This window comes from Enterobacter sp. SORGH_AS_0287 (assembly GCF_031453695.1).
Lineage (GTDB): Bacteria > Pseudomonadota > Gammaproteobacteria > Enterobacterales > Enterobacteriaceae > Enterobacter > Enterobacter ludwigii.
Genome location: NZ_JAVIZW010000001.1, coordinates 4,615,531 through 4,642,116, shown reverse-complemented (window position 1 = coordinate 4,642,116; position 26,586 = coordinate 4,615,531). Strand labels below are relative to the sequence as shown.

Here is a 26,586-nt window from a genome sequence, read left to right as displayed (position 1 = left end):
AGTTCAGACCCCCGTCCTCACATCCTCTCTTCCGCGGGTTCACTCCCAACGCTCTCTGTGCTCACCGGGTCACGGACTTACCCGGCGCTTTCTGATGGTGACATAAGTTTGGCGGATATAACCGCACAAATAATTCATTTACATTATTTGTCACTATCGTTACTATATCGGCTGTAATTAATGAGGTTATGCCCAAATGGATAGTTCGTTTACGCCCATTGAACAAATGCTTAAATTCCGCGCCAGTCGTCATGAGGACTTCCCGTATCAGGAGATCCTGCTGACCCGCCTGTGCATGCACATGCAGGGTAAGCTACTGGAAAATCGTAATAAAATGCTGAAAGCTCAAGGGATTAACGAGACGTTGTTTATGGCGTTAATTACGCTGGAGTCTCAGGAAAATCACAGCATTCAGCCGTCAGAGCTGAGCTGCGCGCTGGGTTCATCCCGTACTAATGCCACCCGTATTGCCGATGAACTGGAAAAACGCGGCTGGATTGAACGCCGTGAAAGCGATAACGATCGCCGCTGCCTGCATCTGCAGCTGACCGACAAAGGTCACCAATTCCTGCGTGAGGTGCTGCCACCTCAGCATAATTGCCTGCATCAACTGTGGTCTGCCCTCAGCACCACCGAGCGCGACCAGCTTGAGCACATTACTCGCAAGCTGCTGACCCGTCTGGACCAGATGGATGAAGACGGCGCTGTTCTAGAGGCGCTGCGCTAACGCGACAACACGCTCAACAATCCCAGACTCATAAGAAAACCGACAGGCCAGCACGTCACACTGCTGGCCTTTCTGACAACAGCTCGGCTCAGCCGATGTGAAAATAAGAAGATCGTGGAGAACAACAATGAGCGCAAATGCGGAGAGCACTACCCCGCAGCAACCGGTCAATAAAAAGGGCAAACGCAAAAGCGCCCTTATTGTACTGACATTGCTCTTTATTATTATTGCCGTGGCATATGGGATCTATTGGTTTTTAGTATTGCGTCATGCTGAAGAGACAGACGATGCATACGTGGCAGGGAACCAGGTACAAATTATGGCGCAGGTATCGGGCAGCGTGACGAAAGTCTGGGCTGATAACACCGATTTTGTGCAAAAAGGGGATGTATTGGTCACGCTCGATCCGACCGACGCCCAACAGGCTTTTGAAAAAGCCCAGACCGCGCTGGCCTCCAGCGTCCGTCAGACCCGCCAGCTGATGATCAACAGCAAGCAGCTGCAGGCCAACATCGACGTGCAGAAAACCGCACTGGCGCAGGCGCAGAGCGACCTGAACCGTCGCGTTCCCCTCGGCACTGCCAACCTGATTGGCCGTGAAGAGCTGCAGCACGCGCGTGATGCCGTTGCCAGCGCACAGGCGCAGCTGGACGTGGCGATTCAACAGTACAACGCCAACCAGGCGATGGTGCTGGGCACCAGCCTGGAAAACCAGCCTGCCGTGCAACAGGCTGCCACCGACGTGCGCAACGCGTGGCTTGCCCTGCAGCGTACTAAAATTGTCAGCCCGATGACCGGCTACGTCTCTCGTCGTTCCGTCCAGCCTGGCGCCCAAATTAGCCCAACCACGCCGCTGATGGCGGTCGTTCCGGCGGACAACCTGTGGGTTGATGCGAACTTTAAAGAGACGCAGCTTGCCCATATGCGTATCGGCCAGACCGCGACGGTGATCAGCGATATTTACGGTGATGACGTGAAGTACACCGGGAAAGTGGTCGGCCTGGATATGGGGACCGGCAGTGCCTTCTCCCTGTTGCCAGCGCAAAACGCCACCGGGAACTGGATCAAAGTGGTTCAGCGCTTGCCCGTACGTATTGAACTGGATGCAAAACAGCTGGCGGACCATCCGCTGCGTATTGGCCTCTCTACGCTGGTAACGGTTGATACCGCCAACCGCGATGGTCAGATCCTGGCAAGTCAGGTGCGCAGCACCCCGGCTTATGAAAGTAACGCCCGTGAAATTAGCCTCGATCCGGTCAATAAACTGATCGATGACATCGTGAAGGCAAACGCCGGTTAATCCGAAGGTGAGCGTTATGCAACAGCAAAAGCCGCAAAAACCGCTGGAGGGGGCGCAACTGGTTATCATGACCATTGCGCTGTCGCTGGCGACATTCATGCAGGTGCTGGACTCTACCATCGCAAACGTGGCGATCCCAACCATCGCCGGTAACCTTGGCTCGTCACTGAGCCAGGGGACCTGGGTCATTACCTCGTTTGGGGTGGCAAACGCCATCTCCATCCCTATCACCGGCTGGCTGGCGAAGCGCGTCGGTGAAGTAAAGCTGTTCCTGTGGTCAACGGTATTGTTCGTGCTCGCCTCCTGGGCGTGCGGCATGTCCAACAGCCTGACGATGCTGATCATCTTCCGCGTCATTCAGGGGATTGTGGCCGGGCCGCTGATTCCGCTGTCGCAGAGTTTGCTGCTGAACAACTATCCGCCCGCTAAGCGCTCTATCGCGCTGGCGCTGTGGTCAATGACGGTGATTGTCGCACCGATTTGCGGGCCTATCCTCGGCGGCTATATCAGCGACAACTACCACTGGGGCTGGATCTTCTTCATCAACGTGCCAATTGGTGCGCTGGTGGTGATGCTGACCCTGCAAACGCTGCGCGGTCGCGAAACCCGAACAGAGCAGCGGCGAATTGACGCCATTGGCCTGGCACTGCTGGTGGTCGGGATCGGTAGCCTGCAGGTGATGCTCGATCAGGGTAAAGAGCTGGACTGGTTTAACTCGACAGAGATTATCATCCTGACCGTTGTGGCGGTGATATCGCTGAGCTTCCTGATCGTCTGGGAGCTGACGGACGATAATCCGATCGTCGATCTCTCGCTGTTTAAGTCGCGAAACTTCACCATCGGCTGCCTGTGTATCAGCCTGGCCTACATGCTCTACTTCGGCGCAATCGTTCTGCTGCCGCAGCTGTTGCAGGAGGTATATGGCTACACCGCAACCTGGGCAGGTTTGGCTTCTGCGCCAGTGGGGTTAATTCCGGTCCTGCTGTCGCCGATTATCGGCCGCTTCGCTCACAAGCTCGACATGCGCAGGCTGGTGACCTTCAGCTTTATCATGTACGCGGTGTGCTTCTACTGGCGCGCGTATACGTTCGAGCCGGGCATGGACTTTGGCGCATCCGCATGGCCGCAGTTCATTCAGGGCTTCGCCGTGGCGTGCTTCTTTATGCCGCTGACGACCATTACGCTTTCCGGCTTGCCGCCTGAGCGCATGGCGGCGGCATCAAGCCTGTCGAACTTTACGCGTACGCTGGCAGGCTCCATCGGGACGTCGATCACCACGACCCTTTGGACCAACCGCGAGTCGATGCACCATGCGCAATTGACCGAAGCGGTGAACCCGTTCAACCCTAACTCGCAGCAGATGTACAGTCAGCTTCAGGGAATGGGGATGACGGAGCAGCAGGCATCCGGCTGGATCGCCCAGCAGATCACCAACCAGGGCCTGATTATCTCGGCAAACGAGATATTCTGGATATCGGCGGGGATCTTTATCATCCTGCTGGGACTGGTATGGTTTGCCCGACCACCGTTTGGCGCCGGAGGCGGTGGCGGCGGTGCGCACTAACGTGCGGTGTCCAGATCGCGACAGCGATTGTCAGTAACGATAAAGCAGCGCTCCTGAAATCGATTCACGATAGTGAAAAGACAACAGGAGCGCACCATGCTGAAAACACCTTCCGACAAATACCAACCTCAACCTGCTATTTCCCTGCCCGATCGCCGCTGGCCTGAGCAACGCCTCACGCAGGCGCCACGCTGGCTTTCCACCGATTTACGCGACGGTAATCAGGCCCTTGCCGAGCCGATGGACAGCAACCGCAAACTGCAGTTCTGGGCGTTGTTACTGCGTTGCGGATTCAAAGAAATCGAAGTCGCTTTCCCCTCTGCCTCACAGACGGACTTCAATTTTGTGCGTCAGTTGATCGACGAAAACCGCATTCCGGATGACGTCACCATTCAGGTATTAACCCAGGCGCGAGAAGACCTTATCCTGCGTACCTTTGCGTCGCTGCGCGGGGCGAAGCAGGCCACCGTACACCTGTATAACGCCACCGCCCCGCTGTTCCGCCGCCTGGTGTTCGGCATGGAGAAAGCGCAAATCGTTGAGCTGGCGACCCGTTCCACGCGTCTTATCCGCACGCTGTGCGAAGAGAATCCCGCCACCCGCTGGCAATACGAATACTCTCCGGAAACTTTCTGCTTTACCGAGCCGGACTTTGCGCTGGAGATTTGCGAAGCCGTGGCGGACATCTGGCAGCCGTGCGCCGAACGCCCGATGGTGATCAACTTACCGGCCACCGTTGAGGTCAGTACACCGAATGTGTATGCCGATCAGATTGAGTATTTCTGCCGTCATTTCAGCCGCCGCAGTGATGTCTGCATCAGCGTCCATCCGCATAACGACCGCGGCACCGGTGTCGCCAGCGCGGAGCTGGCCCTGATGGCCGGTGCAGACCGTGTCGAAGGGTGTCTGTTTGGGAACGGCGAACGAACCGGTAACGTCTGCCTGGTCACGCTGGCGATGAACCTCTACAGCCAGGGGATTAGCCCGAATCTGGACTTTAGCGACATGAATCACGTGGTGGAGGTGGTAGAAACCTGCAACCAGCTGCCGGTGCATCCGCGCCATCCGTGGGCAGGACGGCTGGCGTATACCGCATTTTCGGGTTCACATCAGGATGCCATCAAGAAAGGCTTTGATGCCCGCAAGCCTGACGAACGCTGGGAGATGCCCTATCTGCCGGTTGACCCACAGGATATTGGTTGCACCTACGAAGCTGTGATCCGGGTTAACAGCCAGTCAGGAAAAAGCGGCAGCGCGTGGCTTATTGAACAAAACCATGGTCTGAAATTACCCCGCGCCCTGCAGCAGGACTTTAGCCAGCACGTACAGCAGGAAACCGACCAGCACGGTAAAGAAATGACGCAGCATGCGCTGTGGCAACTGTTCCGCACACGTTATGGGCTGGTAGAGACGCCGGGCTTTGCCCTGCACGCTTACCGTAGCGACAGCCAGCAGGACGGGCAGTTGCATCTGACGGCAAGCGTCACGACGCAGGGCGGGATGTGCCAGCTGGAGGGGCAAGGCAACGGGCTGTTATCCGCGGCGGCCAATGGTATAAGCCGCTGGGTCACGACCCCGTTTGTGATTAAGGACTATCACGAACATACGCTTGGGGAGCGCAGCGACAGCCGCTCGGTGGCGTATATCCGCTGTCTGTTTCAGGATGGTAGCAGCCGCTGGGGCGTCGGCATTGACAGCGACGTGGCCCGCGCGTCTCTTCAGGCCCTGTTCAATGCTGTCAGCTAGCTGTCTTTGAAATAATCGCTGGGTGATATCCCCATCACCCGGCGAAACATCGCCGTAAAGGCACTGTGGCTGCCGTAGCCCAGATCCAGCGCCACACGTAGCACTGGCTGACCTTGTCCCAGGCGCAGCAGCGCTTCCAGCAGGCGCGCCCTTCTTAGCCACTCACCGTAGCTTAACCCCGTCTGCTGCTTGAAATGGCGGTTCATCGTACGTTCACTCATACCAAGCGTGTTTGCGGCCTGCATGCTGCCCCAGCTTTCCCCCGGCAACCGCCGGATCTGCTGGCAAAGGGTACGCAACGGCTCGCTTTCCGGCTCAGGCAGGTGAAACGGCAGCACCCGCATCGTGCGGATTTCATCCAGAATGAGCTCATATACGCGCTCATCACGACTGCCTGGCGAGTAGGACGCCTCAAGCGTCAGCGAGGTGAGGATAAGTTCGCGTAACAGACCGGAGATCTGGACTATCTGACAGGTTGCCGGAAGATCGGCTCGCGCCAGGGGATCGATAAACAGCGTGCGCGCCGCAACGTTGCCGGTAATACGCAAAGAGTGCGGAGTGCCCGCGGGTAGCCAGACGCCGCGTCCGGGCGGCACCACCCAACAACCTGATGCGGTATCGACTCTCACCACCCCACTCAGGGTGTGCAGCAATTGCGCGCAGTCATGCTGATGCCACGGCTCGCTGTCGCCATGAAGGTAATCATGGGCATAAGGAACAAGTGGGCGATGGGTAAAGGAGAAGGTTGAGGTTGTGGTCATGAGGTTAAACGCCCCTCACCCTACCCTCTCCCTGAGGGAGAGGGAAAAGGTGCACTAGATGTGCAGTTCCTGCAGTTTTTCTTTTGGCAGCGCCAGCTCTTCGTTGCTGTTTACGCGAACGTCACGCTCGATGATATGACGCGCGATCTCCTGGGCTTCTTCCAGAGAGTGCATCTGGTAAGTTCCGCACTGATATACGTTCAGCTCAGGGATCTGGTTCTGCTCTTTCACCTTCAGCACATCTTCCATTGCCGCTTTCCAGGCATCCGCGACGCGTTTCTCTTCAGGCTGACCAATCAGGCTCATGTAGAAACCGGTACGGCAACCCATCGGAGAGATATCGATGATCTCCACGCCATTACCGTTCAGGTGGTCACGCATAAACCCGGCAAACAGGTGCTCCAGGGTGTGAATGCCTTTCTCTGGCATCACTTCTTTGTTGGGCGCGCAGAAGCGCAGATCGAATACGGTGATCGTGTCGCCGTGCGGGGTGTGCATGGTCTTCGCCACACGTACTGCAGGTGCTTCCATACGGGTATGGTCGACAGTAAAGCTATCTAATAACGGCATACGTCACCTCCGATAGTGATTTTTTTTAAAATAAACTGAACTCTTCTACAAAATGCACGTCTGAGTATATGAAAGACGCGCATTTGTTATCATCATCCCTGAATTCAGAGATGTATATTTTGGCCACAGCGATGTGGCCTTTTTCTTTTCTGTTAAGCCTGTTTCGCCAGAAACGCCTCAAACGACTCCGTATCCGCCGCTTCAACCTCTTTCTGACGCACGACAGACGCGTCTCGTTCCGCCACAAAATCGGCTTCACTCAGAATCTCTAACGGCTCCTGCTTCAGCATCTCGCGGTATTCCGCAGAGAGCGAACGCCCGGTGCCGCCAATACCCTGATCAATCATAGAACGCAGAATACGCGCTGAGAACGTCAGTTCCGGGTTATCAAACGATTCAACCAGCTGGTCGCACACGTTCTGATAGGCTTCCCCACCGTCAATGCTGTCCATGGTCCGGGCAACACGCTTCAGGTCGCGGAACAGATCCTTACCCACTTTCGTCAGCGGGAACTGCGCTGTTTCGCAGCCAATACCCAGCGTCAGACCCGGCTTGCGCCCTTCCAGAATCACGCGGTTCCAGTTGGTACGGGTACAGAGCAGTTCCTCTGAACTCATTTCCGGCGCATCCGCCAGTACGCACCAGACCATAAACAGATCCAGGAAGCGAACCTGCTGCTCATCAACGCCGATGGGTGAGAACGGGTTGATATCCAGCGAGCGCACTTCTATGTATTCAATCCCGCCGCGCTGCAGTGCATCCGACGGGGTTTCACCGCTGCGCGTAACGCGCTTCGGACGAATAGGCGCGTACAGTTCATTTTCAATCTGCAGCACATTGCTGTTGATCTGCAGGCGCTTACCGTCTTTTTCGAGGCCGATTTTCTCGTACTCTTCCGACGGCGTTTTGATCGCCCGCTTCAATCCTGCCACATATTCATGCAATTCGTTAAACGTAATACCGAGATTGCTTTGCGACTTATTGGTATAACCCAGATCGCTAAGACGCAGAGAGGTGGCGTACGGGAGATAGTACATTCCACACTCTGTCTTCTCGAACGGCAGCGTGGTCGGTTTCCCCTGCAGGAATGACGAGCATATCGCAGGCGATGCGCCAAACAGATACGGAATGACCCAGCCAAAACGATAGTAGTTGCGGATCAGGCGGAAATAACCCGCGGAGATCGCGTCTTTATCCGTTTCGCCGCACTTCGCCTGCCAGAACGCCATGGGTAAAGAGAAATTGTAATGCACGCCAGAGATGGTCTGCATCAACGCACCGTAGCGGTTTTTCAGCCCCTCACGATAGAGCGTTTTCAGCTGACCGATATTTGACGTGCCGTATTGCGCCAGTTCAATCTCCTGGCCTTGTTCGATATAGCACGGCATGCTGAGCGGCCACATACGCTCATCACCCAGATTGCGGGCAGTGTAGCGATGGATGTCGCGCAGAATCGTTAGCATATGATCAATATCACCATCCACTGGCGTGATGAATTCCAGCAGCGCTTCAGCGAAATCGGTTGTGATCCATTTATGTGTCAGCGCCGAGCCTAACGCCTTCGGGTGACCCGTTGTCGCTAAGCTACCGTCCGCGTTAACGCGCAGCGTTTCACGCTCAAGACCACGCTGAATACCCTTCAGTGCCTGAGGGTGATTTTCCAGCCAGGCCAGCGCCTGAGATACGTCCGGGATCAAATTGACCTCCCGCCTGTCAAAGTATTGTTACTCAGCATAATTGTAATGGTTGACGATTGAAGGTCGCGTATTCATTCCACCAATTAGTGCCACCACGTCATACCCTGTAGTGTTGCCCATGCCACGAGAACATAGCGCAACGCCTTGCCAAGGCACAAAAAAAAGAGCACTGGCCCCCAGGAGATGCGCATCCATCCCGCCAGCAGGCACAGTAAATCACCTATTACAGGCATCCAGCTTAATAACAGCGTGGCAGCGCCATAGCGTTTTAGCCAGCCGACTGCCTTTTCCTGCCAGCGCGATTTTTCACGCAGCGGAAAGAAACGCCCAAGAATAACGTTAGTCAGCCCTCCAAAGCTATTACCCATTGTTGCTATTAACACGAGCAACCAGGGCTGACTCACGCCAGACAACAGCATCGCTACCAGCACCACTTCCGAATTTCCCGGCAAGAGCGTGGCGCTTAAAAAACTGCTGGCGAATAATGATAAAAGTGACAGCGCGTCACTCACAGTAAGCGGACGTCCACAACATCCATCCCGGCATCGCGCGCGGCCTGAATACCAAAATCAGCATCTTCGAACACAACACATTTCACCGCAGGCACACCCATCAGTTCTGCACAACGCAGGAAGGTGTCCGGTGCGGGCTTGTGATTTTGAACATGATCGGCGGCAACCACCGCAGAGAAATAATGGCGCAGGCCAAGATGGGTGAGCAGCGCTTCCGCAATAGCGCTTTCACTGCCCGTGCCAACGGACATAGGGCGACGCCCGTGCCATGCTTTTACGACGTCAATTAACGGTAACGGGCGCACGGTATCTAAAAGCATCGCTTTTACCGCATCGGTTTTTTCACGGGCCAGAAGGTGCGGGTCGAGATCGGCATGATTACGTTCAATCACGGCCTGCGCTATACGCCAGGTTGGGGCTCCGTTGAGGGCGATCATCGCCTGAAGATCGAAACGCATACCGTAACGAGCAAGGACATCAGTCCAGGCTTGACGATGCGTGGGTTCGGTATCCAGGAGAGTGCCATCCATATCGAAGATCAAACCGTCATACTGTGCGTACATCGTGCTCTCGCTAAACGATTAACAAAGCATTACTTTATCGTAAACGGTGGTTTTTGTCGCTCAAAGAGAAATGATTGCTGACGGAACGTCGAAGGAATAACCAGGGAGAAAGAGAGTGATACAGAAAAGAAGATGGTGCATCCGGGAGGATTCGAACCTCCGACCGCTCGGTTCGTAGCCGAGTACTCTATCCAGCTGAGCTACGGATGCATCGGGAAATGCTTTTGAAACAGTAAATGGTGCATCCGGGAGGATTCGAACCTCCGACCGCTCGGTTCGTAGCCGAGTACTCTATCCAGCTGAGCTACGGATGCATCAGGGTACTGCTTTCAGAAATAGTAAATGGTGCATCCGGGAGGATTCGAACCTCCGACCGCTCGGTTCGTAGCCGAGTACTCTATCCAGCTGAGCTACGGATGCATCGGGATTTACTATTGTACTACTCGATATTCATATCACTTCGAAAGCAATATGAAGTAATAGATGGTGCATCCGGGAGGATTCGAACCTCCGACCGCTCGGTTCGTAGCCGAGTACTCTATCCAGCTGAGCTACGGATGCAAAATGGCGGTGAGGCGGGGATTCGAACCCCGGATGCAGCTTTTGACCGCATACTCCCTTAGCAGGGGAGCGCCTTCAGCCTCTCGGCCACCTCACCACACAACGCCTCTTTCGAGTGCTCCGAGTAACTCGTTAAGAGCTTCTCGTCGCTGCGTGGCGCATATATTACTTTCTGGGACTTATAAGTCAAACAATTTTCCAAAAGCTTTTATCGTTTGCACAAATCACACGCAATTCGCATGCAAAAGCTGCAAAGAGGGTGTTTTATAAGCGGATTTTGCAGGCATCTTCTCAGAAAACTGATGACAGAATAGTGATGTTGAGGCGAGTTAAGAGTAAGAGAGTGGTTAAAAACAGAGCGATTGAAATTAAACGGTAACTTTAAGCAGGAAAAATGGCGGGAGAGGTTGCGTCTCGCCCGACAGCGAGACGCGACAATATCAGTAACTGGACTGCTGGGATTTTTCAGCCTGGATACGCTGGTAGATCTCTTCACGGTGGACAGATACTTCTTTAGGAGCGTTTACACCAATACGTACCTGGTTACCCTTTACCCCTAAAACTGTCACGGTGACCTCATCCCCAATCATGAGGGTCTCACCAACTCGACGAGTCAGAATCAGCATTCTTTGCTCCTTGAAAGATTAAAAGAGTCGGGTCTCTTGTATCCCGGCATTATCCATCATATAACGCCAAAAAGTAAGCGATGACAAACACGTAAAGTGTAAGCAGTCACGGCATCACATTCTGTTAAACGTAAGTTTAGCCGATATACACAAACTCAACCTGACTTTATCGTTATCGATAGCGCAGTGAACAAGACGCCATAACGTTACCGCTATGGCGTCTGCTTGTGCTTTGTAGTTATTACAGTTTCGCGCTCACCCAGCTTTCAACACTGGCCAATGCCGCAGGAAGTGCCGCCGCATCCGTACCACCGGCTTGCGCCATGTCCGGACGACCGCCACCCTTACCGCCCACCTGCTGGGCGACCATACCAATCAGTTCCCCTGCTTTTACGCGGTCGGTCACATCCTTAGAGACGCCCGCAATCAGAGAAACCTTACCTTCTGCCACTGTCGCCAGCACGATAACTGTGGAACCGAGCTGGTTCTTCAGATCGTCGACCATAGTACGCAGCATCTTAGGCTCAACGCCCGCCAGATCGCTGACCAGCAGTTTAACACCCTTAATGTCTACAGCTTTGCTGGAGAGGTTTGCACTCTCCTGCGCCGCAGCCTGCTCTTTCAGCTGCTGCAGCTCTTTTTCCAGCTGACGCGTACGATCCAGCGCAACGCGCACTTTCTCGCCCAGGTTCTGGCTATCACCTTTCAACAACTGCGCGATGTCGTGCAGCTGATCGCTCTGCGCATGCAGGCTGGCAATCGCGCCTTCACCGGTTACCGCTTCAATACGACGCACGCCCGCCGCCGTTCCTGATTCGGAAACAATGCGGAACAGACCAATGTCGCCGGTACGGGAGGCATGCGTCCCGCCGCAGAGCTCAGTCGAGAAGTCGCCCATGCTCAGCACGCGAACGCGGTCGTCGTATTTCTCGCCGAACAGTGCCATCGCGCCTTTCTTCTTCGCCGCCTCGAGATCCATGATATGGGTTTCGATTGGCAGGTTACGACGGATCTGCGCATTCACCAGATCTTCCACCGCGCGGATTTCTGACGGCTTCATCGCTTCAAAATGAGAGAAGTCGAAGCGCAGCACTTTATCATTAACCAGAGAACCTTTCTGTGCAACGTGCGTTCCCAGAACTTCACGCAGGGCAGCGTGCATCAGGTGCGTAGCTGAGTGGTTCAGACGAATGCGCGCACGACGAGCTTCATCAACGTTCGCCTGGACACCCTCGCCCACTTTCAGAGAACCGGCAGTCAGTTTGCCCTGATGGCCAATCGCCTGACCGTATTTCTGCGTGTCGCTTACGCTGAAGCTGAAACCGTTGCCTTTCAGTTCGCCTTTATCGCCAACCTGGCCGCCGGATTCCGCGTAGAACGGCGTTTTGTCCAGAATGACAACCGCATCCTGACCCGCGTTGATGCTGTCTACGGCTTTACCGTCAACAAACAGGGCGGTCACTTTGCCAGTCAGTTCCAGATTTTCGTAGCCTTTGAATTCTGATGCGCCATCAACGCGGATCATCGCGTTGTAGTCAGCACCAAAACCGCTGGACTCGCGCGCACGGCGGCGCTGCTCTTCCATTGCGGCTTCAAAGCCTGCTTCGTCCACTTTAATGTTGCGCTCACGGCAAACGTCCGCCGTCAGGTCAACCGGGAAACCGTAGGTATCGTACAGGCGGAAAGCGGTTTCGCCGTCCAGCGTATCGCCCTTAAGTTTCGCCAGCTCTTCATCCAGCAACGCCAGTCCGCGCTCCAGAGTACGAGCAAACTGCTCTTCTTCCGTTTTCAGAACCTGCTCAACCTGCGCCTGCTGACGTTTCAGCTCATCACCGGCTGCGCCCATCACGCCAATCAGTGGCCCAACGAGTTTATAGAAGAAGGTGTCCTTCGCGCCCAGCATGTTGCCGTGACGGATAGCACGACGAATGATACGACGCAGCACATAGCCACGGTTTTCATTCGACGGGATCACGCCGTCGGCAATCAGGAACGCGCAGGAACGGATATGGTCTGCAATAACGCGCAGCGATTTGTTGTTCAGATCGGTTGCACCCGTCACTTGCGCAACGGCTTTAATCAGAGTGCTGAACAGGTCAATTTCGTAGTTGGAGTTAACGTGCTGCAGAACAGCCGCGATACGCTCCAGACCCATACCGGTATCAACGGACGGTTTCGGCAGCGGCTCCATCGTACCGTCAGCCTGACGGTTGAACTGCATGAAGACGATGTTCCAGATCTCAATGTAGCGATCGCCGTCTTCTTCCGGGCTGCCTGGAGGACCACCCCAGATATGGTCGCCGTGATCGTAGAAGATCTCGGTGCACGGACCGCAAGGACCGGTATCGCCCATCTGCCAGAAGTTGTCAGACGCATAAGGTGCGCCTTTGTTATCACCGATGCGAATAATACGCTCGCGCGGGATACCAACCTCTTTTTCCCAGATTTCGTAGGCTTCGTCATCGGTTTCATAGACGGTAACCCACAGACGATCTTTCGGCAGGTTGAACCAGTTTTCACCGGTCAGCAGTTCCCACGCATATTGAATGGCATCGTGTTTGAAATAGTCGCCGAAGCTGAAGTTACCCAGCATTTCGAAGAACGTGTGGTGACGCGCGGTGTAACCGACGTTTTCCAGGTCGTTGTGTTTACCGCCCGCACGCACGCAACGCTGTGAGGTTGTGGCGCGGGAATAATTACGTTTGTCGAGACCAAGGAACACATCCTTGAACTGGTTCATCCCGGCGTTGGTAAACAGCAGAGTCGGATCGTTGTTCGGTACCAGGGAGCTGCTGGCAACTACCTGATGTCCCTTACTATGGAAAAAATCGAGAAACGCCTGACGGATCTCAGCGGTGCTCTTGCTCATAATTATCCTGAAATCAAGCTAACGAAATGTCGTAGCAAGCCTGTATCGGTAAAACGTTGGACAGACCAGCTACTGGAAAAAGTGGGAATAAGATAAGTTTTCTTTAGTGGGAAGTAAAATCCCGCATGCGTTCAATCCGCAAAATTACGCCAGATATCCTGAATATCTTCCATCAGAAAGCCGCGGTAGAGCAAAAAGCGCTGGATTTTAACTTTTTCTGAAAATTCACGTGGCAAGGGTTCGCCGTACTTGCGAATGGCCTGTTCTTTTGCCAGCGCGCACCAGTCTGTGTCGCATTCGCGCATGGCCTTTTCAATGGTTTCACGGGCGACCCCTTTCTGGTTCAGCTCCTGGCGGATACGCGCGGGGCCATATCCTTTGCGGCCGCGGCTGGCAAGAAACCGGGAAGCGAAACGCTCGTCATCCAGATAGCGGTGCTCATAGCACCAGGCAATGACGCGGTCGTAATCTTCCGCGGTCGCATCAATCTCTTCCGGCCCGTTTTTACTCATGACGGGGGCCGACAGTTTTCGCCGCAACTCCTGTTCGCTGTGGTCACGGACGGCAAGAATGCGCACCGCACGGTCCAGTAAGCGTGCATAGGCAGGGCGGCGTGAAGTCGATTCACTCATAAAAAACCTGCTGATTCAGAAATGCAAAAAGGGCCGCATTAGCAGCCCTTCATCTTTAAACGAGAGAATTAGAAATCTTCGTTGGTTTCTTCAGCACTCGCGTTATCCACCACGAAATCAGGCGTACCGTCCTGGTTGTTCAGCAGAAGCTCACGCACTTTCTTCTCAATTTCTTTCGCCGCAGCCGGGTTCTCTTTCAGCCAGGAGATTGCATTTGCTTTACCCTGACCAATCTTGTCGCCGTTGTAGCTGTACCATGCGCCCGCTTTTTCAATCAGCTTCTCTTTCACGCCCAGGTCAACCAGTTCGCCGTAGAAGTTGATGCCTTCACCGTAGAGGATCTGGAATTCAGCCTGTTTGAACGGCGCTGCGATTTTGTTCTTCACAACCTTCACGCGGGTTTCGCTACCCACCACGTTTTCACCCTCTTTCACCGCGCCGATACGGCGGATATCCAGACGGACAGAAGCGTAGAATTTCAGCGCGTTACCACCGGTAGTGGTTTCCGGGTTACCGAACATCACACCAATTTTCATACGGATCTGGTTGATGAAGATCAGCAGCGTGTTGGACTGCTTCAGGTTACCGGCCAGCTTACGCATTGCCTGGCTCATCATACGTGCCGCGAGGCCCATGTGAGAGTCACCAATTTCGCCTTCGATTTCAGCTTTTGGCGTCAGAGCAGCAACGGAGTCGACCACGATAACGTCAACCGCACCGGAACGTGCCAGCGCGTCACAAATTTCCAGCGCCTGTTCACCGGTGTCCGGCTGAGAACACAGCAGGTTGTCGATATCAACGCCCAGCTTACGAGCATAAACAGGGTCCAGCGCGTGCTCGGCATCGATAAACGCACAGGTTTTACCTTCACGCTGTGCCGCAGCGATAACCTGCAGCGTCAGGGTTGTTTTACCTGAGGACTCGGGCCCGTAGATTTCTACGATACGGCCCATTGGCAGGCCGCCAGCGCCCAGCGCGATATCCAGAGAAAGCGAACCGGTGGAGATAGTTTCCACATCCATGGAACGGTCTTCACCCAGGCGCATGATGGAGCCTTTACCGAATTGCTTTTCGATCTGGCCCAGTGCTGCCGCCAACGCTTTCTGTTTGTTTTCGTCGATAGCCATTATTACTCCTGTCATGCCGGGAGAAGCGACTGTGCTTCACCGTGGATTTCTGTTCTGTTGGTGCAATTATACTGTATGGTCATACAGTATCAAGTATTTTGTAGAAATTGTTGCCAGAGCGTTTTTAATGCATAAACGGTTGCCTGACGACGCACGCTTTCGCGATCGCCGCTAAAGCACTCCCGGCGGGTGATCCCTTCACCTCTGGCGGTAGCAAAACCAAACCAGACGGTGCCGACAGGCTTCACGTCACTGCCCCCGTCCGGGCCCGCGATGCCGCTAATCGATATTGCATAATCCGCGCGCGCCTCTTTGAGCGCACCAATAGCCATCTCAATCACCACCGGCTCGCTGACCGCGCCATGCTGTTCGAGCGTAGATTCCCGCACGCCGATCATTTGCGCTTTAGCTTCATTACTGTAGGTCACAAAACCACGTTCAAACCAGGCGGAACTGCCGGCAATATCGGTAATCGCTTTCGCCACCCAGCCGCCGGTGCAGGACTCCGCGGTGGTGAGGGTCGCCCCGCGTTGCTTAAGCGCCAGCCCTACCACTTCGCTAAGCTGCATCAATTCATGGTCAGTCATTCTCGCTCCAGGCCTTAGAAAAACATGCAGCACAAGATAGCACTTTCTCGTCAGATATGGGGATGCGCTGCAGGATTTACGAGGGGGCTTCAGAAAAAAGCCGATGCGAGCGCACCGGCGGTGGCGAGGATTATCTCATGCTGTCAGCGAGGGTATCCACATTGTGGCGGAACGCCTTAACGTAGGTCTCTGCCACGCCCCCTTTTGCCGAGAGCGCTTCCGGGTAAAGCTCGCCTCCCGGCTGCGCGCCGGTGGCTGTAGCAATCTGTTTAACCAGCCGCGGGTCGAGCTGGTTTTCCATAAACCAGCTTTTCACGCCGTCCGCTTTAATCTGATTAATGATCTCAGCAACCTGTGCCGCGCTGGCCTCGCTCTCTGACGACAACCCCTGGGGCGCCATAAACGTCACCCCGTAGGCGCGGCTGAAATAGCCGAACGCGTCATGGCTGGTCAGCACTTTACGTTTCACCAGCGGGATCTGGCTAAAACGCGTTTTGGCCCAGCTATCCAGCTGCTTAAGCTGCGCGATGTACGGTTTTCCGGTCGCTTCCAGCGCGGTTTTATCTTCTGGGTCGGCTTTCACCAGCCCGTTGAGAATATTTTGCGCGTACAGCGCCCCGTTCGCCGCGCTGTTCCAGGCGTGCGGGTCAGTGACGGTTTTGCCCTCTTCTTCGAGGGTATGCGTCTGCACACCACGCGACGCCACCACCAGCTGGCCTTTGAACCCGGAGGCTTTCACCAGGCGATCCAGCCACCCTTCCAGTCCCAGACCATTGACCACCACAACATCTGCCTTGCTTAGCGCCGCGCTATCTTTTGGCGAGGGCTCGAAGGTATGCGGATCGCCGTCCGGACCCACCAGCGTCGTGACGTTCACATGGTCACCGCCCACCTCCCGGGTCATATCCCCCAGTATGGAAAAGCTGGTCACCACATTGAGCGTTTTCGCCATCACCGTTTGCGACATCATCCCCAGCGCGAGCGCCACTACGAATCCCGTACGTTTCATCGTTTCCCCTTCCGTTAAAAAAGCGCACGCAGGCTGCCAGCCAGCCTGCTGCGCGTGCCAAATAAAATGGAAATAAAGAACAGCGCGCTGGCGGTAAGCACGATGGACGGCCCCGCGGGCAGGCTGGCGGCCCAGGAGAGACTGAGTCCGAGCCACGCGCAGAAAATACCGCTGATACCCGCCATCAATAGCAGTCGGGGTAAGGTGCGTGCCCAGCAGCGTGCCGCTACCGCAGGGAGCATCATCAGCCCGACCGCCATCAACGTGCCAAGCACCTGAAAACCGGCAACGAGGTTAAGCACCAGCAGCGCCAGAAACAGGCCGTGTAATAAGCCGGGAACATGGCGGGCGTTTACCTGCAGCCAGGCGGTGTCAAAGGCCTCGGTCACCAGCCCACGGTAGAAAATCGCCAGCGTGATAAGGGTGAACATGCAAACGCCTGCCACAAACAGCGCGGCATCGTTATCCACCGCCAGGATGGAGCCAAACAGCAGGTGCAGAAGATCGACGTTCGAACCGCGCAGTGATACCAGCGTGACGCCCAGCGCCAGCGAGCCAAGATAGAACCCGGCAAAACTGGCGTCCTCTTTAAGCGGCGTTCGACGGCTGACCAGCCCGGCCACCAGCGCCACGGTAATACCGGCAATAAAGCCCCCCACGCTCATGGTCAGCAGCGACATACCGCTGAGCAAATACCCCACCGCGACACCGGGCAAAATGGCGTGAGAGAGGGCATCGCCCATCAGACTCATCCGGCGCAGCTGAAGGAAAACGCCCAGAGCAGTGGTACTGACGGACAACGCCAGGCAAACCACCAGCGCGCGGCGCATAAAGCCATACTCAATAAAAGGCTGAAAAAAGATATGCCAGATCATGCCACCCTCACCCGCTCGGTTTTCCACTGGGGAATGTCAGCGTCCAGCCGTAACGTCTGCGGGAAGTGGCGCGATACACGCTCGCTGTCGTGCAGCACCGCAAGCACCGTTTGCCCCTGCATATACATTTCCAGCATCAGGTCCATCAGCACATTACAGGTAGCTTCATCAACGCCGGTAAAGGGCTCATCGAGCATGACCAGCGGTGCCTGCTGCACCAATACCCGCGCGAACAGCATGCGCTGAAACTGACCGCCGGAGAGCTCATCAATGGTCGTTAGCGCCATCGTTCCAAGCCCCACCCGCTCAAGCGCGCCGGCAATGCGCAGCCGCATTTCACGGCGAAGGCCAGAAAAAAGCGATGCTTCAGGCCAGCAGCCCATGCTGACCACATCCTGTACGGTTAGCGGAAATTGCGCCTCCAGGGCATGACGCTGTGCCAGCCAGCCCATTACCGGACGTTTTTTCTGCCAGTGAAAACTGCCGCTTACCGGCGGGATAAACCCGGCGAGGGTTTTCAGAAGCGTTGATTTACCGCAGCCGTTGGCCCCGAGGATGGCGGTCATGCTCCCGCATTCAATCACCCCGGACAGAGGACGCGTGACCGGCTCGCGGTCGTAACCCGCCGTGAGTTGATTCATCACAATCATGGCAATGCCACCGCCCAGCACACGGCCAGCCCGATAAAGACAATCAGCGCCAGCGCCATCAGAAGCCGGACCGGCGCAGACAGAGAAAAAAAGGAAGTAGACATCTCATCACCACATCTAATGTTATAACATAACAATAATGAAAGATAATGCGGATGTAAATGAGCGGAGATTACCGGGAGTGTGGCGAAATGTTTCTGGATATCAGCCCAACCCTCTCCCGGCGGAAGAGGGTTGAACATCAAGCGTTACTGACTGAACGGCGACGCGGCAGGCACGCGCGCCTGTGACACCGCCAGCCCCAGTTGCCATACGGCCATCGCATAGTGGGTGCTGTGGTTATAGCGGGTGATGGTGTAGAAGTTAGGCAGTCCGTACCAGTACTGATAACCCGTACCGACATCCAGACGCAGCAGGCTCGCCTGTTGCGTATTTCCCAGCGGCTGCGTTGGCGTTAAGCCTGCAGCGGCCAGCTGCGAAACGCTGTAGTTGGTTTTAAAGCCGTTCTCAAGCCCTGGTGCCTGGCCGTTAGCCTGCACCGCCACCTGACCGCCCGGCACCCAGCCGTGCGCTTTAAAGTAGTTCGCCACGCTGCCGATGGCATCCACCGGATCCCACAGGTTGATATGACCATCTCCGTTAAAGTCGACGGCATATTGCTTATAGGAGGACGGCATAAACTGGCCGTAGCCCATCGCACCGGCAAACGAGCCTTTGAGATCTAACGGGTCATCTTGTTCATTGCGCGCCATCAGCAGGAAGGTTTCCAGTTCAGACGAGAAATATTCAGCGCGACGCGGGTAGTTAAAGGAGAGCGTCGCCAGCGCATCGAGGATACGGGTTTTGCCCATCACGCGGCCCCAGCGGGTTTCCACGCCGATAATCCCGACGATGATTTCAGGCGGTACGCCATACACCTGCCACGCACGGTTCAGCGCATCTTCATATTGGTTCCAGAAGACCACGCCATTTTGCACGTTATCCGGCGTAATGAACTGTTTGCGATAACGCAGCCATGCGCCATTTGGCCCGGTCGGTACCTGAGCCGTCGGTGCCTGGCGATCCATCAAACGCAGAACATAATCCAGTCGCTTCGCCTGCGACAGAATTTCATGCAGTTGCTGGCGGTCAAAACCGTGTTTGCTCACCATTTTATCGATGAACTGCTCGGCCGCCGGGTTATTCGCAAAGTCGCCGCCCATCTGCATCATATTATGCTGCGGCTCCAGCAGGAATCCTCCGGAAGGCGCGCCAGCCGTTTGCTGCACGGCTTCGGTCTTGGGTTTGCTACTACAGGCAGACAGCAGAATAAGCGCAGGTAACAACGCTGCATAACGACGCTTGAACATGTGACATCCATTTAACGGGTTCGATAAGAACCCAGTATGGTAAAGCATCCGCAACACCTCAAGGAAGTGGTACGCACCTCCCCCACCAAATCTTTACGCTCCCCATCGCAAATCTGTGCAATTTTCGTCCACCCAAGACTCCCGACGGCAATTAACTTTCAAAATAATCCATTTTTCTTTCATTGTGAGATCTAATTAACACTTTAAAACCTTTCAAAGTGATTATTATTAGCCTCGGTTATACAAAAACAAAAAAGCCCCACAGGAGAGAAGAATGATAGAAACCATCACCCACGGCGCCGAGTGGTTCATCGGGCTGTTTCAGAAAGGCGGAGAAGTGTTCACCGGCATGGTGACCGGGATCCTGCCCCTGCTGATTAGCCTGCTGGTCATCATGAACGCGCTGATTAACTTTATCGGCCAGCAACGCATTGAACGTTTTGCCCAGCGCTGCGCCGGCAATCCGCTGTCCCGTTACCTGGTTCTGCCCTTCATCGGTACGTTTGTTTTTTGCAACCCGATGACGCTGAGCCTCGGCCGCTTTATGCCTGAAAAGTACAAACCCAGCTATTACGCCGCAGCCTCCTACAGCTGCCACTCCATGAATGGCCTGTTCCCGCATATCAACCCCGGCGAGCTGTTTGTCTATCTGGGCATTGCCAGCGGCCTGACCACGCTTGGCCTGCCGCTCGGTCCGCTGGCGGTGAGTTATCTGCTGGTCGGTCTGGTCACCAACTTTTTCCGCGGCTGGGTCACGGACCTCACCACCGCCATTTTCGAGAAGAAAATGGGTATCCAGCTTGAACAGAAAGTCCATCTTTCAGGAGCCGCAGCATGAGCCGTATTCGCATTGAAAAAGGAACGGGCGGCTGGGGCGGCCCACTGGAATTCGACGCCACTGAAGGCAAAAAAATCGTCTATATCACCGCAGGCACACGTCCGGCCATTGTCGACAAACTGCGTGAGCTGACCGGCTGGGAAGCGGTCGACGGCTTCAAAGAGGGCGAACCGCCTGAAGCGGAAATTGGCGTGGCGGTGATTGACTGCGGCGGCACGCTGCGCTGCGGCATCTACCCCAAGCGGCGTATTCCTACCGTGAATATCCATTCCACCGGTAAATCAGGTCCGCTGGCGCAGTACATCCTGGAGGACATTTATGTCTCCGGCGTGAAGGAGGAAAACATTCACCTGGCACAGGGGTCTGCTGCCCCTCAGAAAGCGGCCCCGCGTGATTACGACACGAGTAAAAAAATCACCGAACAGAGTGACGGCCTGCTGGCAAAAGTCGGAATGGGGATGGGCTCTGCCGTGGCCGTGCTGTTCCAGTCCGGGCGCGACACCATCGACACGGTGCTGAAAACCATTCTGCCGTTTATGGCATTCGTTTCGGCGCTGATCGGCATCATCATGGCCTCGGGTCTTGGCGACTGGATTGCCCATGGCCTCGCCCCGCTGGCGAGCCACCCGCTCGGGCTGGTGACGCTGGCGCTGATCTGCTCCTTCCCGCTGCTGTCGCCGTTTCTCGGCCCAGGCGCGGTCATTGCGCAGGTTATCGGCGTGCTGATTGGCGTGCAGATTGGCCTTGGCAACATTCCCCCGCATCTGGCTCTGCCCGCCCTGTTTGCCATTAACGCCCAGGCGGCGTGTGATTTCATTCCTGTCGGGCTGTCGCTGGCGGAAGCGCGCCAGGACACCGTACGCGTTGGCGTGCCGTCTGTACTGGTCAGCCGTTTCCTGACCGGCGCACCGACGGTGCTGATCGCCTGGTTTGTCTCCGGCTTTATTTACCAATAAGAGGTTCCTGTGATGACCGTAATTTACCAGACCACCATCACCCGCATTGGCCAGAGCGCGGCCGATGCGCTCAGCGACAAGATGCTGATTACCTTCCGCGAAGGTGCGCCCGCGGATATCGAAGAGTTTTGCTTTATCCACTGTCACGGCGAGATGAACGGTGAGCTGAAGGCCGGGAGCCAGCTGGAGTTGGGTGACGCGCGCTACGCCGTGACCGCCGTCGGCGACGTGGCCGAACAAAACCTGCGGGAGCTCGGCCATATCACTTTGCGTTTTGATGGCCAGCCGCAGGCGGAATATCCCGGTACGGTTCATGTGGATGGCCCGGTTCCGCAGGCTGTCACCCCAGGCTGCACGTTGAAGTTTGTTGCGTAATTTAAGGAGAAAGATATGAGTCAGGTTGCCGTTGTCATTGGTGGGGGACAAACCTTAGGCGAGTTCCTCTGCCGTGGGCTTGCTGCAGAGGGTTACCGCGTGGCGGTAGTGGATATTCAGAGTGAAAAAGCCGCACGCGTGGCGGACACCATCAACACCGAATTGGGTGAAGGGATGGCCTACGGATTTGGTGCTGATGCCACCAGCGAGCAGAGCGTAATGGCGCTGGCCCGCGGCGTGGACGAGATTTTTGGCCGTACCGACCTGCTGGTATACAGCGCAGGAATAGCCAAAGCGGCCTTTATCAGCGATTTCGAACTGGGGGACTTCGACCGCTCCCTGCAGGTTAACCTGGTGGGCTATTTCCTCTGCGCACGCGAGTTTTCCCGTCTGATGATCCGCGATGGCATTCAGGGGCGCATCATCCAGATCAACTCGAAATCGGGCAAAGTGGGCAGCAAACACAACTCCGGTTACAGCGCGGCGAAATTTGGCGGCGTAGGGCTGACGCAATCTCTGGCCCTCGATCTGGCCGAATATGGCATTACCGTTCACTCGCTGATGCTGGGCAACCTGCTGAAATCGCCGATGTTCCAGTCCCTGCTGCCGCAATATGCCACCAAGCTCGGGCTGAAAGAAGAGGAAGTGGAGCAGTATTACATCGACAAAGTGCCGCTGAAGCGCGGCTGCGATTATCAGGACGTGCTGAACATGCTGCTGTTTTATGCCAGCCCCAAAGCCTCTTACTGCACCGGGCAGTCCATTAATGTCACCGGCGGGCAGGTGATGTTCTGATCGAACACGCTGATGCCCGTATCCCCCTCTCCTTCCGGAGAGGGAACAACAAGGAGCTCGTATGGTTACCGCACTCATTACCGTTGCCGCCATCGCCTGGATGTGCCAGCTGATCTTTGGCGGCTGGCAAATCCGCCAGTTTAACCGCGCGTTTGATGCCCTGTGTCAGAAAGGGCGCGTGGGCGTCGGGCGTTCCGGCGGGCGTTTCAAACCGCGCGTGGTGGTTGCCATTGCGCTGGACGAACACAATACGGTCTGCGATTCCCTCATCATGCGCGGGATGACCGTTTTTGCCCGCCCGGCGAAAATCCAGGCGATTAACGGGATATCGCTGCAGGAATTACAACCCGATGTGATCTTTCCCCATGATTCGCTCTGTCAGAATGCTCTATCATTAGCGCTTAATCTGAAACATGGATAATTTCGTTGTGAACGCGATAAGCTTGCGAAATTATCATTTCGCAACCTAAGGAATTGAGCGCCTATGAAACCACGTCAGCGTCAGGCGGCCATTCTGGAGCATCTGCAAAAGCAGGGAAAATGCTCGGTAGAAGAACTGGCCCACTACTTTGACACTACCGGCACGACAATACGAAAGGATCTGGTATTGCTCGAAAACTCTGGTGCAGTCATCCGAACCTACGGCGGCGTGATGCTCAACAAAGATGAAGCCGACCCGCCTATCGATCACAAAACGCTGATCAATACTCACCAGAAAGCGCTGATTGCCGAGGCCGCCGTAAAATTTATCCATGATGGCGACTCCATTATCCTTGATGCAGGCAGCACCGTGCTGCAGATGATCCCGATGCTCAGCCGCTTCAACAACATCACGGTGATGACCAACAGTCTGCATATCGTCAACGCCCTGTCGGAATTCGACAGCGAGCAAACCATTCTGATGCCCGGCGGGACGTTCCGTAAAAAATCTGCGTCGTTTCACGGTCAACTGGCGGAAAACGCCTTTGAACACTTCAGCTTTGATAAACTCTTTATGGGCACGGACGGCATCGATTTGAACGCCGGTGTGACGACCTTTAACGAGGTGTTCAGCGTCAGCAAAGCGATGTGCAACGCCGCGCGCGAAGTGATTTTGATGGCAGACTCGTCGAAGTTTGGCCGTAAAAGTCCCAACATTGTCTGCAGCCTTGAAAGCGTCGATAAGCTCATTACCGACGCAGGTATCGACCCGGCGTTCAAAAAAGCGCTGGAAGAGAAAGGGATCGACGTGATTGTAACCGGAGAGAGAGATGAGTGATTTTCTGTTAAACGCAGGCCGCCAGACCCTGATGCTGGAGCTGCAGGAAGCCAGCCGCCTGCCGGAACGTCTGGGCGAGGATTTTGTGCGCGCGGCAAACACCATTATCCAGTGCGAAGGTAAAGTGGTGGTCTCCGGGATCGGCAAGTCCGGTCATATCGGCAAAAAGATTGCCGCTACGCTTGCCAGCACCGGCACACCGGCGTTCTTCGTGCATCCGGCCGAAGCGCTGCACGGCGATCTGGGGATGATTGAAAGCCGCGACGTGATGCTGTTTATCTCCTACTCCGGTTCGGCCAAAGAGCTGGATCTCATCATCCCGCGTCTGCAGGAAAAATCGGTCGCGCTGCTGGCGATGACCGGTAAATCCCGCTCACCGCTGGCACTGGCGGCCAAGGCCACGCTTGATATCTCCGTTGAGCGCGAAGCCTGCCCGATGCACCTCGCCCCCACCTCCAGCACCGTGAATACGCTGATGATGGGCGACGCGCTGGCAATGGCGGTAATGCAGGCACGCGGCTTTAACGAAGAAGATTTTGCCCGCTCGCACCCGGCGGGCGCGCTCGGAGCGCGACTGCTCAATAAAGTTCATCATCTGATGCGGACCGACGAGGCCATTCCGCAGGTCAAACTCAACACCAGCGTAATGGATGCGATGCTGGAACTGAGCCGCACCGGGCTGGGTCTGGTAGCGGTATGCGATGAAACCGGTAGCGTTAAAGGCGTGTTTACCGACGGCGACCTGCGCCGCTGGCTGGTGGGCGGCGGCAAGCTGGAATCCCAGGTTTCGGAAGCGATGACCCGGGGCGGGCTGACCCTGAACGCCGAGAGCCGCGCCATCGAAGCCAAAGAGGTGCTGATGAAACGCAAAATCACCGCCGCGCCGGTGGTGGATGAGCACGGCAAGCTGTGCGGCGCCATCAACCTGCAGGATTTCTACCAGGCCGGGATTATTTAACCTTTGAGTCCCAGACGTTTCGCCAGCCGGTGCAGGTTGGCGACGTCCATTTCCAGCGCTCGCGCGCACGCCGCCCAGCTGCGGTTATTCTGCTCCAGCGCGCGGGCGATCGTCTGACGCTGAAACGCTTCTGTTGCTTCCCGCAGGTTCTCATGGGCCATTTCCGGCGCGGCAGGCGTAACGAACGAAGCGGTGTCATCGTGCAATGCGAAATGCCGCGCGTGGATCACCACCTCATCTCCCGAACGTGTCGCCCGCGCCAGCACCACGGCGCGGTGAATCGCATGTTCCAGTTCGCGTACGTTACCCGGCCAGCCGTAGCGCATCAGATGGGCTCGCGCGCCGGGGCTTAATACCACGCGGGAAAGGCCCATTCGTAACCGACATTGCTCGCAGAAAAAACCCGCCAGCAGCACCACATCGTCACCGCGCTCGCGTAGCGGCGGCACGGTAAGCGGAAACACGCTCAGACGATGGTACAGGTCAGCGCGGAAATTCCCGGCCAACACCTCTTCGCGCAGGTCGCGGTTGGTTGCCGCCAGCACACGCACGTTGACTCTCAGGCTGCGATCGTCGCCGACGCGCTGAATATCGCCGTACTGCAGGACGCGCAGCAGTTTGGCCTGAAGCGACAGCGACAGTTCGCCAATTTCATCGAGGAACAACGTGCCGTTATCCGCCATTTCGAATTTGCCGCTGCGGTTGCTGATCGCCCCGGTAAACGCCCCTTTGACGTGACCAAACAGTTCACTTTCCGCCACGCTTTCCGGCAGCGCGGCGCAATTGAGGTACACCAGCGGGTTGACCGCGCGCGGCGAGGCTTCGTGGATGCCCTTCGCCACCAGCTCTTTACCGGTGCCGGTTTCCCCGAAAATCAGCACGTTTAAATCCGAGGCCGCCACGATATCGATCTCTTTTTTTAGCTGCACCATCCCCGGTGACAGCCCAATCATCTCCGTGTGTGCCACCGGTTCAAACGCCGACGGGCTGCCGGGAAGGATGTTCTGGCTCTCAAGCTGTTCGATCAGCAGCGCGTTATTCAGCGCACCGGCGGCCAGCGCGGCAATCAGCCGCAGCTCTTCATCGCTAAAGGTGTCGAACTGATCCGGCGACAGGCCGTCGAGGGTTAATGCCCCAATCAGGTTTTGTCCGGCAAACAGCGGCAGACCGATACAGGCATGAACTTTCAGGCTCTCCTGCCCCGGGATCAGCCCGTCGTAAGGGTCGGGCAAATCACTGTCCGCCGGAAAGCGCACCACGTCACCGGCCCGCGCGATGGTTTCCAGACGCGGATGGCCTTCCAGGGAGAAGCGTCGCCCAAGAACGTCCTGCGCCAGCCCGTCGATAGCCAGCGGAATAAACTGCCGGGCGTCGTAGCGCAGCAGTGCCGACGCATCGCACGCCAGCACCTGGCGCAGCGTCGAAATCAGCCGCTGAAAACGGTCCTGATGACCGATACCGGTTTGCAGTTCAATGGCAATTTTTGCCAGTACGTCCACGGAAAAGCTCATCTGCGCCTCACTGTCATTTTGACCATTCATATTGTCACAATGACCATAAATCAGATAGTCATATTGACTACCCATTACGGATGATAAAATTAAAAAACCATAAAAAACAGCAACATGAAAAACTGGCACGCAACTTGATAAAGGCTAGACATCTTATTTGAAAAACGCCG

26 protein-coding genes and 5 tRNA genes are annotated in these 26,586 nt (G+C 55.8%); 11 read left to right on the top strand and 20 right to left on the bottom strand.

The window, feature by feature from the left end:
* Positions 1 to 196: 196 nt before the first annotated feature.
* From emrR to leuA, 4 genes are all read left to right on the top strand, one after another.
* Positions 197 to 727 (top strand): multidrug efflux transporter EmrAB transcriptional repressor EmrR, encoded by a 531-nt coding sequence (emrR, locus tag QE396_RS22120; protein WP_014171323.1) that lies wholly within the window; start codon positions 197 to 199, stop codon positions 725 to 727.
* Between the two features lie 127 nt (positions 728 to 854).
* Positions 855 to 2,027: a multidrug efflux MFS transporter periplasmic adaptor subunit EmrA gene (emrA, locus tag QE396_RS22115; protein ID WP_020883861.1), complete on the top strand. Its 1,173-nt coding sequence runs from the start codon at positions 855 to 857 to the stop codon at positions 2,025 to 2,027.
* A gap of 16 nt (positions 2,028 to 2,043) precedes the next feature.
* Complete coding sequence (gene emrB, locus QE396_RS22110) at positions 2,044 to 3,591, top strand: multidrug efflux MFS transporter permease subunit EmrB (protein WP_020883860.1); 1,548 nt, start codon at positions 2,044 to 2,046, stop codon at positions 3,589 to 3,591.
* Positions 3,592 to 3,687: 96 nt separating this feature from the next.
* A complete protein-coding gene (leuA, locus tag QE396_RS22105) occupies positions 3,688 to 5,337 on the top strand; it encodes a 2-isopropylmalate synthase (RefSeq protein ID WP_025203397.1) in 1,650 nt (549 codons plus the stop codon).
* On the opposite strand, the gene QE396_RS22100 is transcribed toward leuA, so the two are convergent.
* The 19 genes from QE396_RS22100 to mltB form a co-directional block, all read right to left on the bottom strand.
* Positions 5,334 to 6,098 (bottom strand): helix-turn-helix domain-containing protein, encoded by a 765-nt coding sequence (locus QE396_RS22100; RefSeq protein WP_032678832.1) that lies wholly within the window; start codon positions 6,096 to 6,098, stop codon positions 5,334 to 5,336. The two genes, leuA and QE396_RS22100, sit on opposite strands and share 4 nt — an antisense overlap.
* Positions 6,099 to 6,152: 54 nt before the next feature.
* Positions 6,153 to 6,668: an S-ribosylhomocysteine lyase gene (luxS, locus tag QE396_RS22095; RefSeq protein ID WP_047366132.1), complete on the bottom strand. Its 516-nt coding sequence runs from the start codon at positions 6,666 to 6,668 to the stop codon at positions 6,153 to 6,155.
* Positions 6,669 to 6,820: 152 nt separating this feature from the next.
* On the bottom strand, positions 6,821 to 8,365 hold the full coding sequence (gene gshA / locus QE396_RS22090; protein WP_014171329.1) for a glutamate--cysteine ligase: 1,545 nt from the start codon (positions 8,363 to 8,365) through the stop codon (positions 6,821 to 6,823).
* 83 nt (positions 8,366 to 8,448) lie between these two features.
* Positions 8,449 to 8,877 (bottom strand): YqaA family protein, encoded by a 429-nt coding sequence (locus tag QE396_RS22085; protein WP_032678833.1) that lies wholly within the window; start codon positions 8,875 to 8,877, stop codon positions 8,449 to 8,451.
* The gene (gene yqaB, locus QE396_RS22080; protein WP_014171331.1) at positions 8,874 to 9,440 is read right to left on the bottom strand and encodes a fructose-1-phosphate/6-phosphogluconate phosphatase; all 567 of its coding nucleotides are present in this window, start codon (positions 9,438 to 9,440) and stop codon (positions 8,874 to 8,876) included. The genes QE396_RS22085 and yqaB overlap by 4 nt, the downstream gene beginning before the upstream one ends.
* 133 nt (positions 9,441 to 9,573) lie before the next feature.
* A tRNA-Arg gene (locus QE396_RS22075) sits at positions 9,574 to 9,650 on the bottom strand.
* Between the two features lie 27 nt (positions 9,651 to 9,677).
* Positions 9,678 to 9,754: transfer RNA gene (locus tag QE396_RS22070), tRNA-Arg, on the bottom strand.
* Between the two features lie 29 nt (positions 9,755 to 9,783).
* Positions 9,784 to 9,860: transfer RNA gene (locus QE396_RS22065), tRNA-Arg, on the bottom strand.
* Positions 9,861 to 9,924: 64 nt separating this feature from the next.
* Positions 9,925 to 10,001: transfer RNA gene (locus QE396_RS22060), tRNA-Arg, on the bottom strand.
* Between the two features lie 4 nt (positions 10,002 to 10,005).
* Positions 10,006 to 10,098 (bottom strand) — tRNA-Ser (locus QE396_RS22055).
* 343 nt (positions 10,099 to 10,441) lie between these two features.
* On the bottom strand, positions 10,442 to 10,627 hold the full coding sequence (csrA, locus tag QE396_RS22050; RefSeq protein ID WP_000906486.1) for a carbon storage regulator CsrA: 186 nt from the start codon (positions 10,625 to 10,627) through the stop codon (positions 10,442 to 10,444).
* A gap of 241 nt (positions 10,628 to 10,868) precedes the next feature.
* On the bottom strand, positions 10,869 to 13,496 hold the full coding sequence (gene alaS, locus QE396_RS22045) for an alanine--tRNA ligase (RefSeq protein ID WP_014171332.1): 2,628 nt from the start codon (positions 13,494 to 13,496) through the stop codon (positions 10,869 to 10,871).
* Positions 13,497 to 13,627: 131 nt separating this feature from the next.
* Positions 13,628 to 14,128 carry a recombination regulator RecX gene (recX, locus tag QE396_RS22040; protein WP_014171334.1) on the bottom strand — a complete coding sequence of 167 codons (501 nt, stop codon included), beginning with the start codon at positions 14,126 to 14,128 and terminating at the stop codon, positions 13,628 to 13,630.
* A 68-nt stretch (positions 14,129 to 14,196) separates the two neighbouring features.
* Positions 14,197 to 15,255: a recombinase RecA gene (gene recA / locus QE396_RS22035; protein WP_047366622.1), complete on the bottom strand. Its 1,059-nt coding sequence runs from the start codon at positions 15,253 to 15,255 to the stop codon at positions 14,197 to 14,199.
* A gap of 89 nt (positions 15,256 to 15,344) precedes the next feature.
* Complete coding sequence (gene pncC / locus QE396_RS22030; protein ID WP_020883854.1) at positions 15,345 to 15,842, bottom strand: nicotinamide-nucleotide amidase; 498 nt, start codon at positions 15,840 to 15,842, stop codon at positions 15,345 to 15,347.
* Between the two features lie 130 nt (positions 15,843 to 15,972).
* Positions 15,973 to 16,851, bottom strand: coding sequence for a metal ABC transporter substrate-binding protein (locus tag QE396_RS22025; RefSeq protein ID WP_047366621.1), 879 nt, complete (start codon positions 16,849 to 16,851; stop codon positions 15,973 to 15,975).
* A 14-nt stretch (positions 16,852 to 16,865) separates the two neighbouring features.
* Positions 16,866 to 17,726 carry a metal ABC transporter permease gene (locus tag QE396_RS22020; protein WP_047366620.1) on the bottom strand — a complete coding sequence of 287 codons (861 nt, stop codon included), beginning with the start codon at positions 17,724 to 17,726 and terminating at the stop codon, positions 16,866 to 16,868.
* Positions 17,723 to 18,376: a metal ABC transporter ATP-binding protein gene (locus QE396_RS22015; RefSeq protein ID WP_032678836.1), complete on the bottom strand. Its 654-nt coding sequence runs from the start codon at positions 18,374 to 18,376 to the stop codon at positions 17,723 to 17,725. The genes QE396_RS22020 and QE396_RS22015 overlap by 4 nt, the downstream gene beginning before the upstream one ends.
* A 248-nt stretch (positions 18,377 to 18,624) precedes the next feature.
* Complete coding sequence (gene mltB, locus QE396_RS22010) at positions 18,625 to 19,725, bottom strand: lytic murein transglycosylase B (RefSeq protein ID WP_025203388.1); 1,101 nt, start codon at positions 19,723 to 19,725, stop codon at positions 18,625 to 18,627.
* Positions 19,726 to 19,999: 274 nt separating this feature from the next.
* On the opposite strand from mltB, the gene srlA reads away from it, so the two are divergent.
* The 7 genes from srlA (at position 20,000) to gutQ (ending at position 24,905) form a co-directional block, all read left to right on the top strand.
* Complete coding sequence (srlA, locus tag QE396_RS22005; protein ID WP_014171343.1) at positions 20,000 to 20,563, top strand: PTS glucitol/sorbitol transporter subunit IIC; 564 nt, start codon at positions 20,000 to 20,002, stop codon at positions 20,561 to 20,563.
* The gene (locus tag QE396_RS22000) at positions 20,560 to 21,519 is read left to right on the top strand and encodes a PTS glucitol/sorbitol transporter subunit IIB (protein WP_014171344.1); all 960 of its coding nucleotides are present in this window, start codon (positions 20,560 to 20,562) and stop codon (positions 21,517 to 21,519) included. The genes srlA and QE396_RS22000 overlap by 4 nt, the downstream gene beginning before the upstream one ends.
* 12 nt (positions 21,520 to 21,531) lie before the next feature.
* Positions 21,532 to 21,894, top strand: coding sequence for a PTS glucitol/sorbitol transporter subunit IIA (srlB, locus tag QE396_RS21995; protein WP_032678837.1), 363 nt, complete (start codon positions 21,532 to 21,534; stop codon positions 21,892 to 21,894).
* Between the two features lie 15 nt (positions 21,895 to 21,909).
* Entirely contained in the window at positions 21,910 to 22,689 is a 780-nt protein-coding gene (gene srlD / locus QE396_RS21990; RefSeq protein ID WP_014171346.1) for a sorbitol-6-phosphate dehydrogenase, read from the top strand.
* Positions 22,690 to 22,750: 61 nt separating this feature from the next.
* Positions 22,751 to 23,110, top strand: a complete 360-nt coding sequence (gene gutM / locus QE396_RS21985; RefSeq protein WP_047366619.1) for a transcriptional regulator GutM — start codon at positions 22,751 to 22,753, stop codon at positions 23,108 to 23,110.
* 63 nt (positions 23,111 to 23,173) lie between these two features.
* The gene (locus QE396_RS21980; RefSeq protein ID WP_014171348.1) at positions 23,174 to 23,947 is read left to right on the top strand and encodes a DNA-binding transcriptional repressor; all 774 of its coding nucleotides are present in this window, start codon (positions 23,174 to 23,176) and stop codon (positions 23,945 to 23,947) included.
* A complete protein-coding gene (gutQ, locus tag QE396_RS21975) occupies positions 23,940 to 24,905 on the top strand; it encodes an arabinose-5-phosphate isomerase GutQ (RefSeq protein ID WP_020883846.1) in 966 nt (321 codons plus the stop codon). Before QE396_RS21980 ends, gutQ begins: the two co-directional genes overlap by 8 nt.
* Here gutQ and norR read toward each other — a convergent pair.
* Positions 24,902 to 26,416 carry a nitric oxide reductase transcriptional regulator NorR gene (gene norR, locus QE396_RS21970; RefSeq protein WP_020883845.1) on the bottom strand — a complete coding sequence of 505 codons (1,515 nt, stop codon included), beginning with the start codon at positions 26,414 to 26,416 and terminating at the stop codon, positions 24,902 to 24,904. The two genes, gutQ and norR, sit on opposite strands and share 4 nt — an antisense overlap.
* Positions 26,417 to 26,586 lie beyond the last annotated feature (170 nt).

Coding starts and splice junctions, on each gene's coding strand:
- emrA (WP_020883861.1), top strand. CDS start 855: ATGAGCGCAAATGCGGAGAGCACTACCCCGCAGCAACCGGTCAATAAA.
- srlA (WP_014171343.1), top strand. CDS start 20,000: ATGATAGAAACCATCACCCACGGCGCCGAGTGGTTCATCGGGCTGTTT.
- recA (WP_047366622.1), bottom strand. CDS start 15,255: ATGGCTATCGACGAAAACAAACAGAAAGCGTTGGCGGCAGCACTGGGC.
- QE396_RS22100 (WP_032678832.1), bottom strand. CDS start 6,098: ATGACCACAACCTCAACCTTCTCCTTTACCCATCGCCCACTTGTTCCT.
- pncC (WP_020883854.1), bottom strand. CDS start 15,842: ATGACTGACCATGAATTGATGCAGCTTAGCGAAGTGGTAGGGCTGGCG.
- leuA (WP_025203397.1), top strand. CDS start 3,688: ATGCTGAAAACACCTTCCGACAAATACCAACCTCAACCTGCTATTTCC.
- gutM (WP_047366619.1), top strand. CDS start 22,751: ATGGTTACCGCACTCATTACCGTTGCCGCCATCGCCTGGATGTGCCAG.
- QE396_RS22020 (WP_047366620.1), bottom strand. CDS start 17,726: ATGATCTGGCATATCTTTTTTCAGCCTTTTATTGAGTATGGCTTTATG.
- yqaB (WP_014171331.1), bottom strand. CDS start 9,440: ATGTACGCACAGTATGACGGTTTGATCTTCGATATGGATGGCACTCTC.
- emrB (WP_020883860.1), top strand. CDS start 2,044: ATGCAACAGCAAAAGCCGCAAAAACCGCTGGAGGGGGCGCAACTGGTT.
- luxS (WP_047366132.1), bottom strand. CDS start 6,668: ATGCCGTTATTAGATAGCTTTACTGTCGACCATACCCGTATGGAAGCA.
- srlD (WP_014171346.1), top strand. CDS start 21,910: ATGAGTCAGGTTGCCGTTGTCATTGGTGGGGGACAAACCTTAGGCGAG.
- norR (WP_020883845.1), bottom strand. CDS start 26,416: ATGAGCTTTTCCGTGGACGTACTGGCAAAAATTGCCATTGAACTGCAA.
- QE396_RS22000 (WP_014171344.1), top strand. CDS start 20,560: ATGAGCCGTATTCGCATTGAAAAAGGAACGGGCGGCTGGGGCGGCCCA.
- QE396_RS22015 (WP_032678836.1), bottom strand. CDS start 18,376: ATGATTGTGATGAATCAACTCACGGCGGGTTACGACCGCGAGCCGGTC.
- QE396_RS22025 (WP_047366621.1), bottom strand. CDS start 16,851: ATGAAACGTACGGGATTCGTAGTGGCGCTCGCGCTGGGGATGATGTCG.
- alaS (WP_014171332.1), bottom strand. CDS start 13,496: ATGAGCAAGAGCACCGCTGAGATCCGTCAGGCGTTTCTCGATTTTTTC.
- srlB (WP_032678837.1), top strand. CDS start 21,532: ATGACCGTAATTTACCAGACCACCATCACCCGCATTGGCCAGAGCGCG.
- gutQ (WP_020883846.1), top strand. CDS start 23,940: ATGAGTGATTTTCTGTTAAACGCAGGCCGCCAGACCCTGATGCTGGAG.
- recX (WP_014171334.1), bottom strand. CDS start 14,128: ATGAGTGAATCGACTTCACGCCGCCCTGCCTATGCACGCTTACTGGAC.
- csrA (WP_000906486.1), bottom strand. CDS start 10,627: ATGCTGATTCTGACTCGTCGAGTTGGTGAGACCCTCATGATTGGGGAT.
- mltB (WP_025203388.1), bottom strand. CDS start 19,725: ATGTTCAAGCGTCGTTATGCAGCGTTGTTACCTGCGCTTATTCTGCTG.
- emrR (WP_014171323.1), top strand. CDS start 197: ATGGATAGTTCGTTTACGCCCATTGAACAAATGCTTAAATTCCGCGCC.
- QE396_RS21980 (WP_014171348.1), top strand. CDS start 23,174: ATGAAACCACGTCAGCGTCAGGCGGCCATTCTGGAGCATCTGCAAAAG.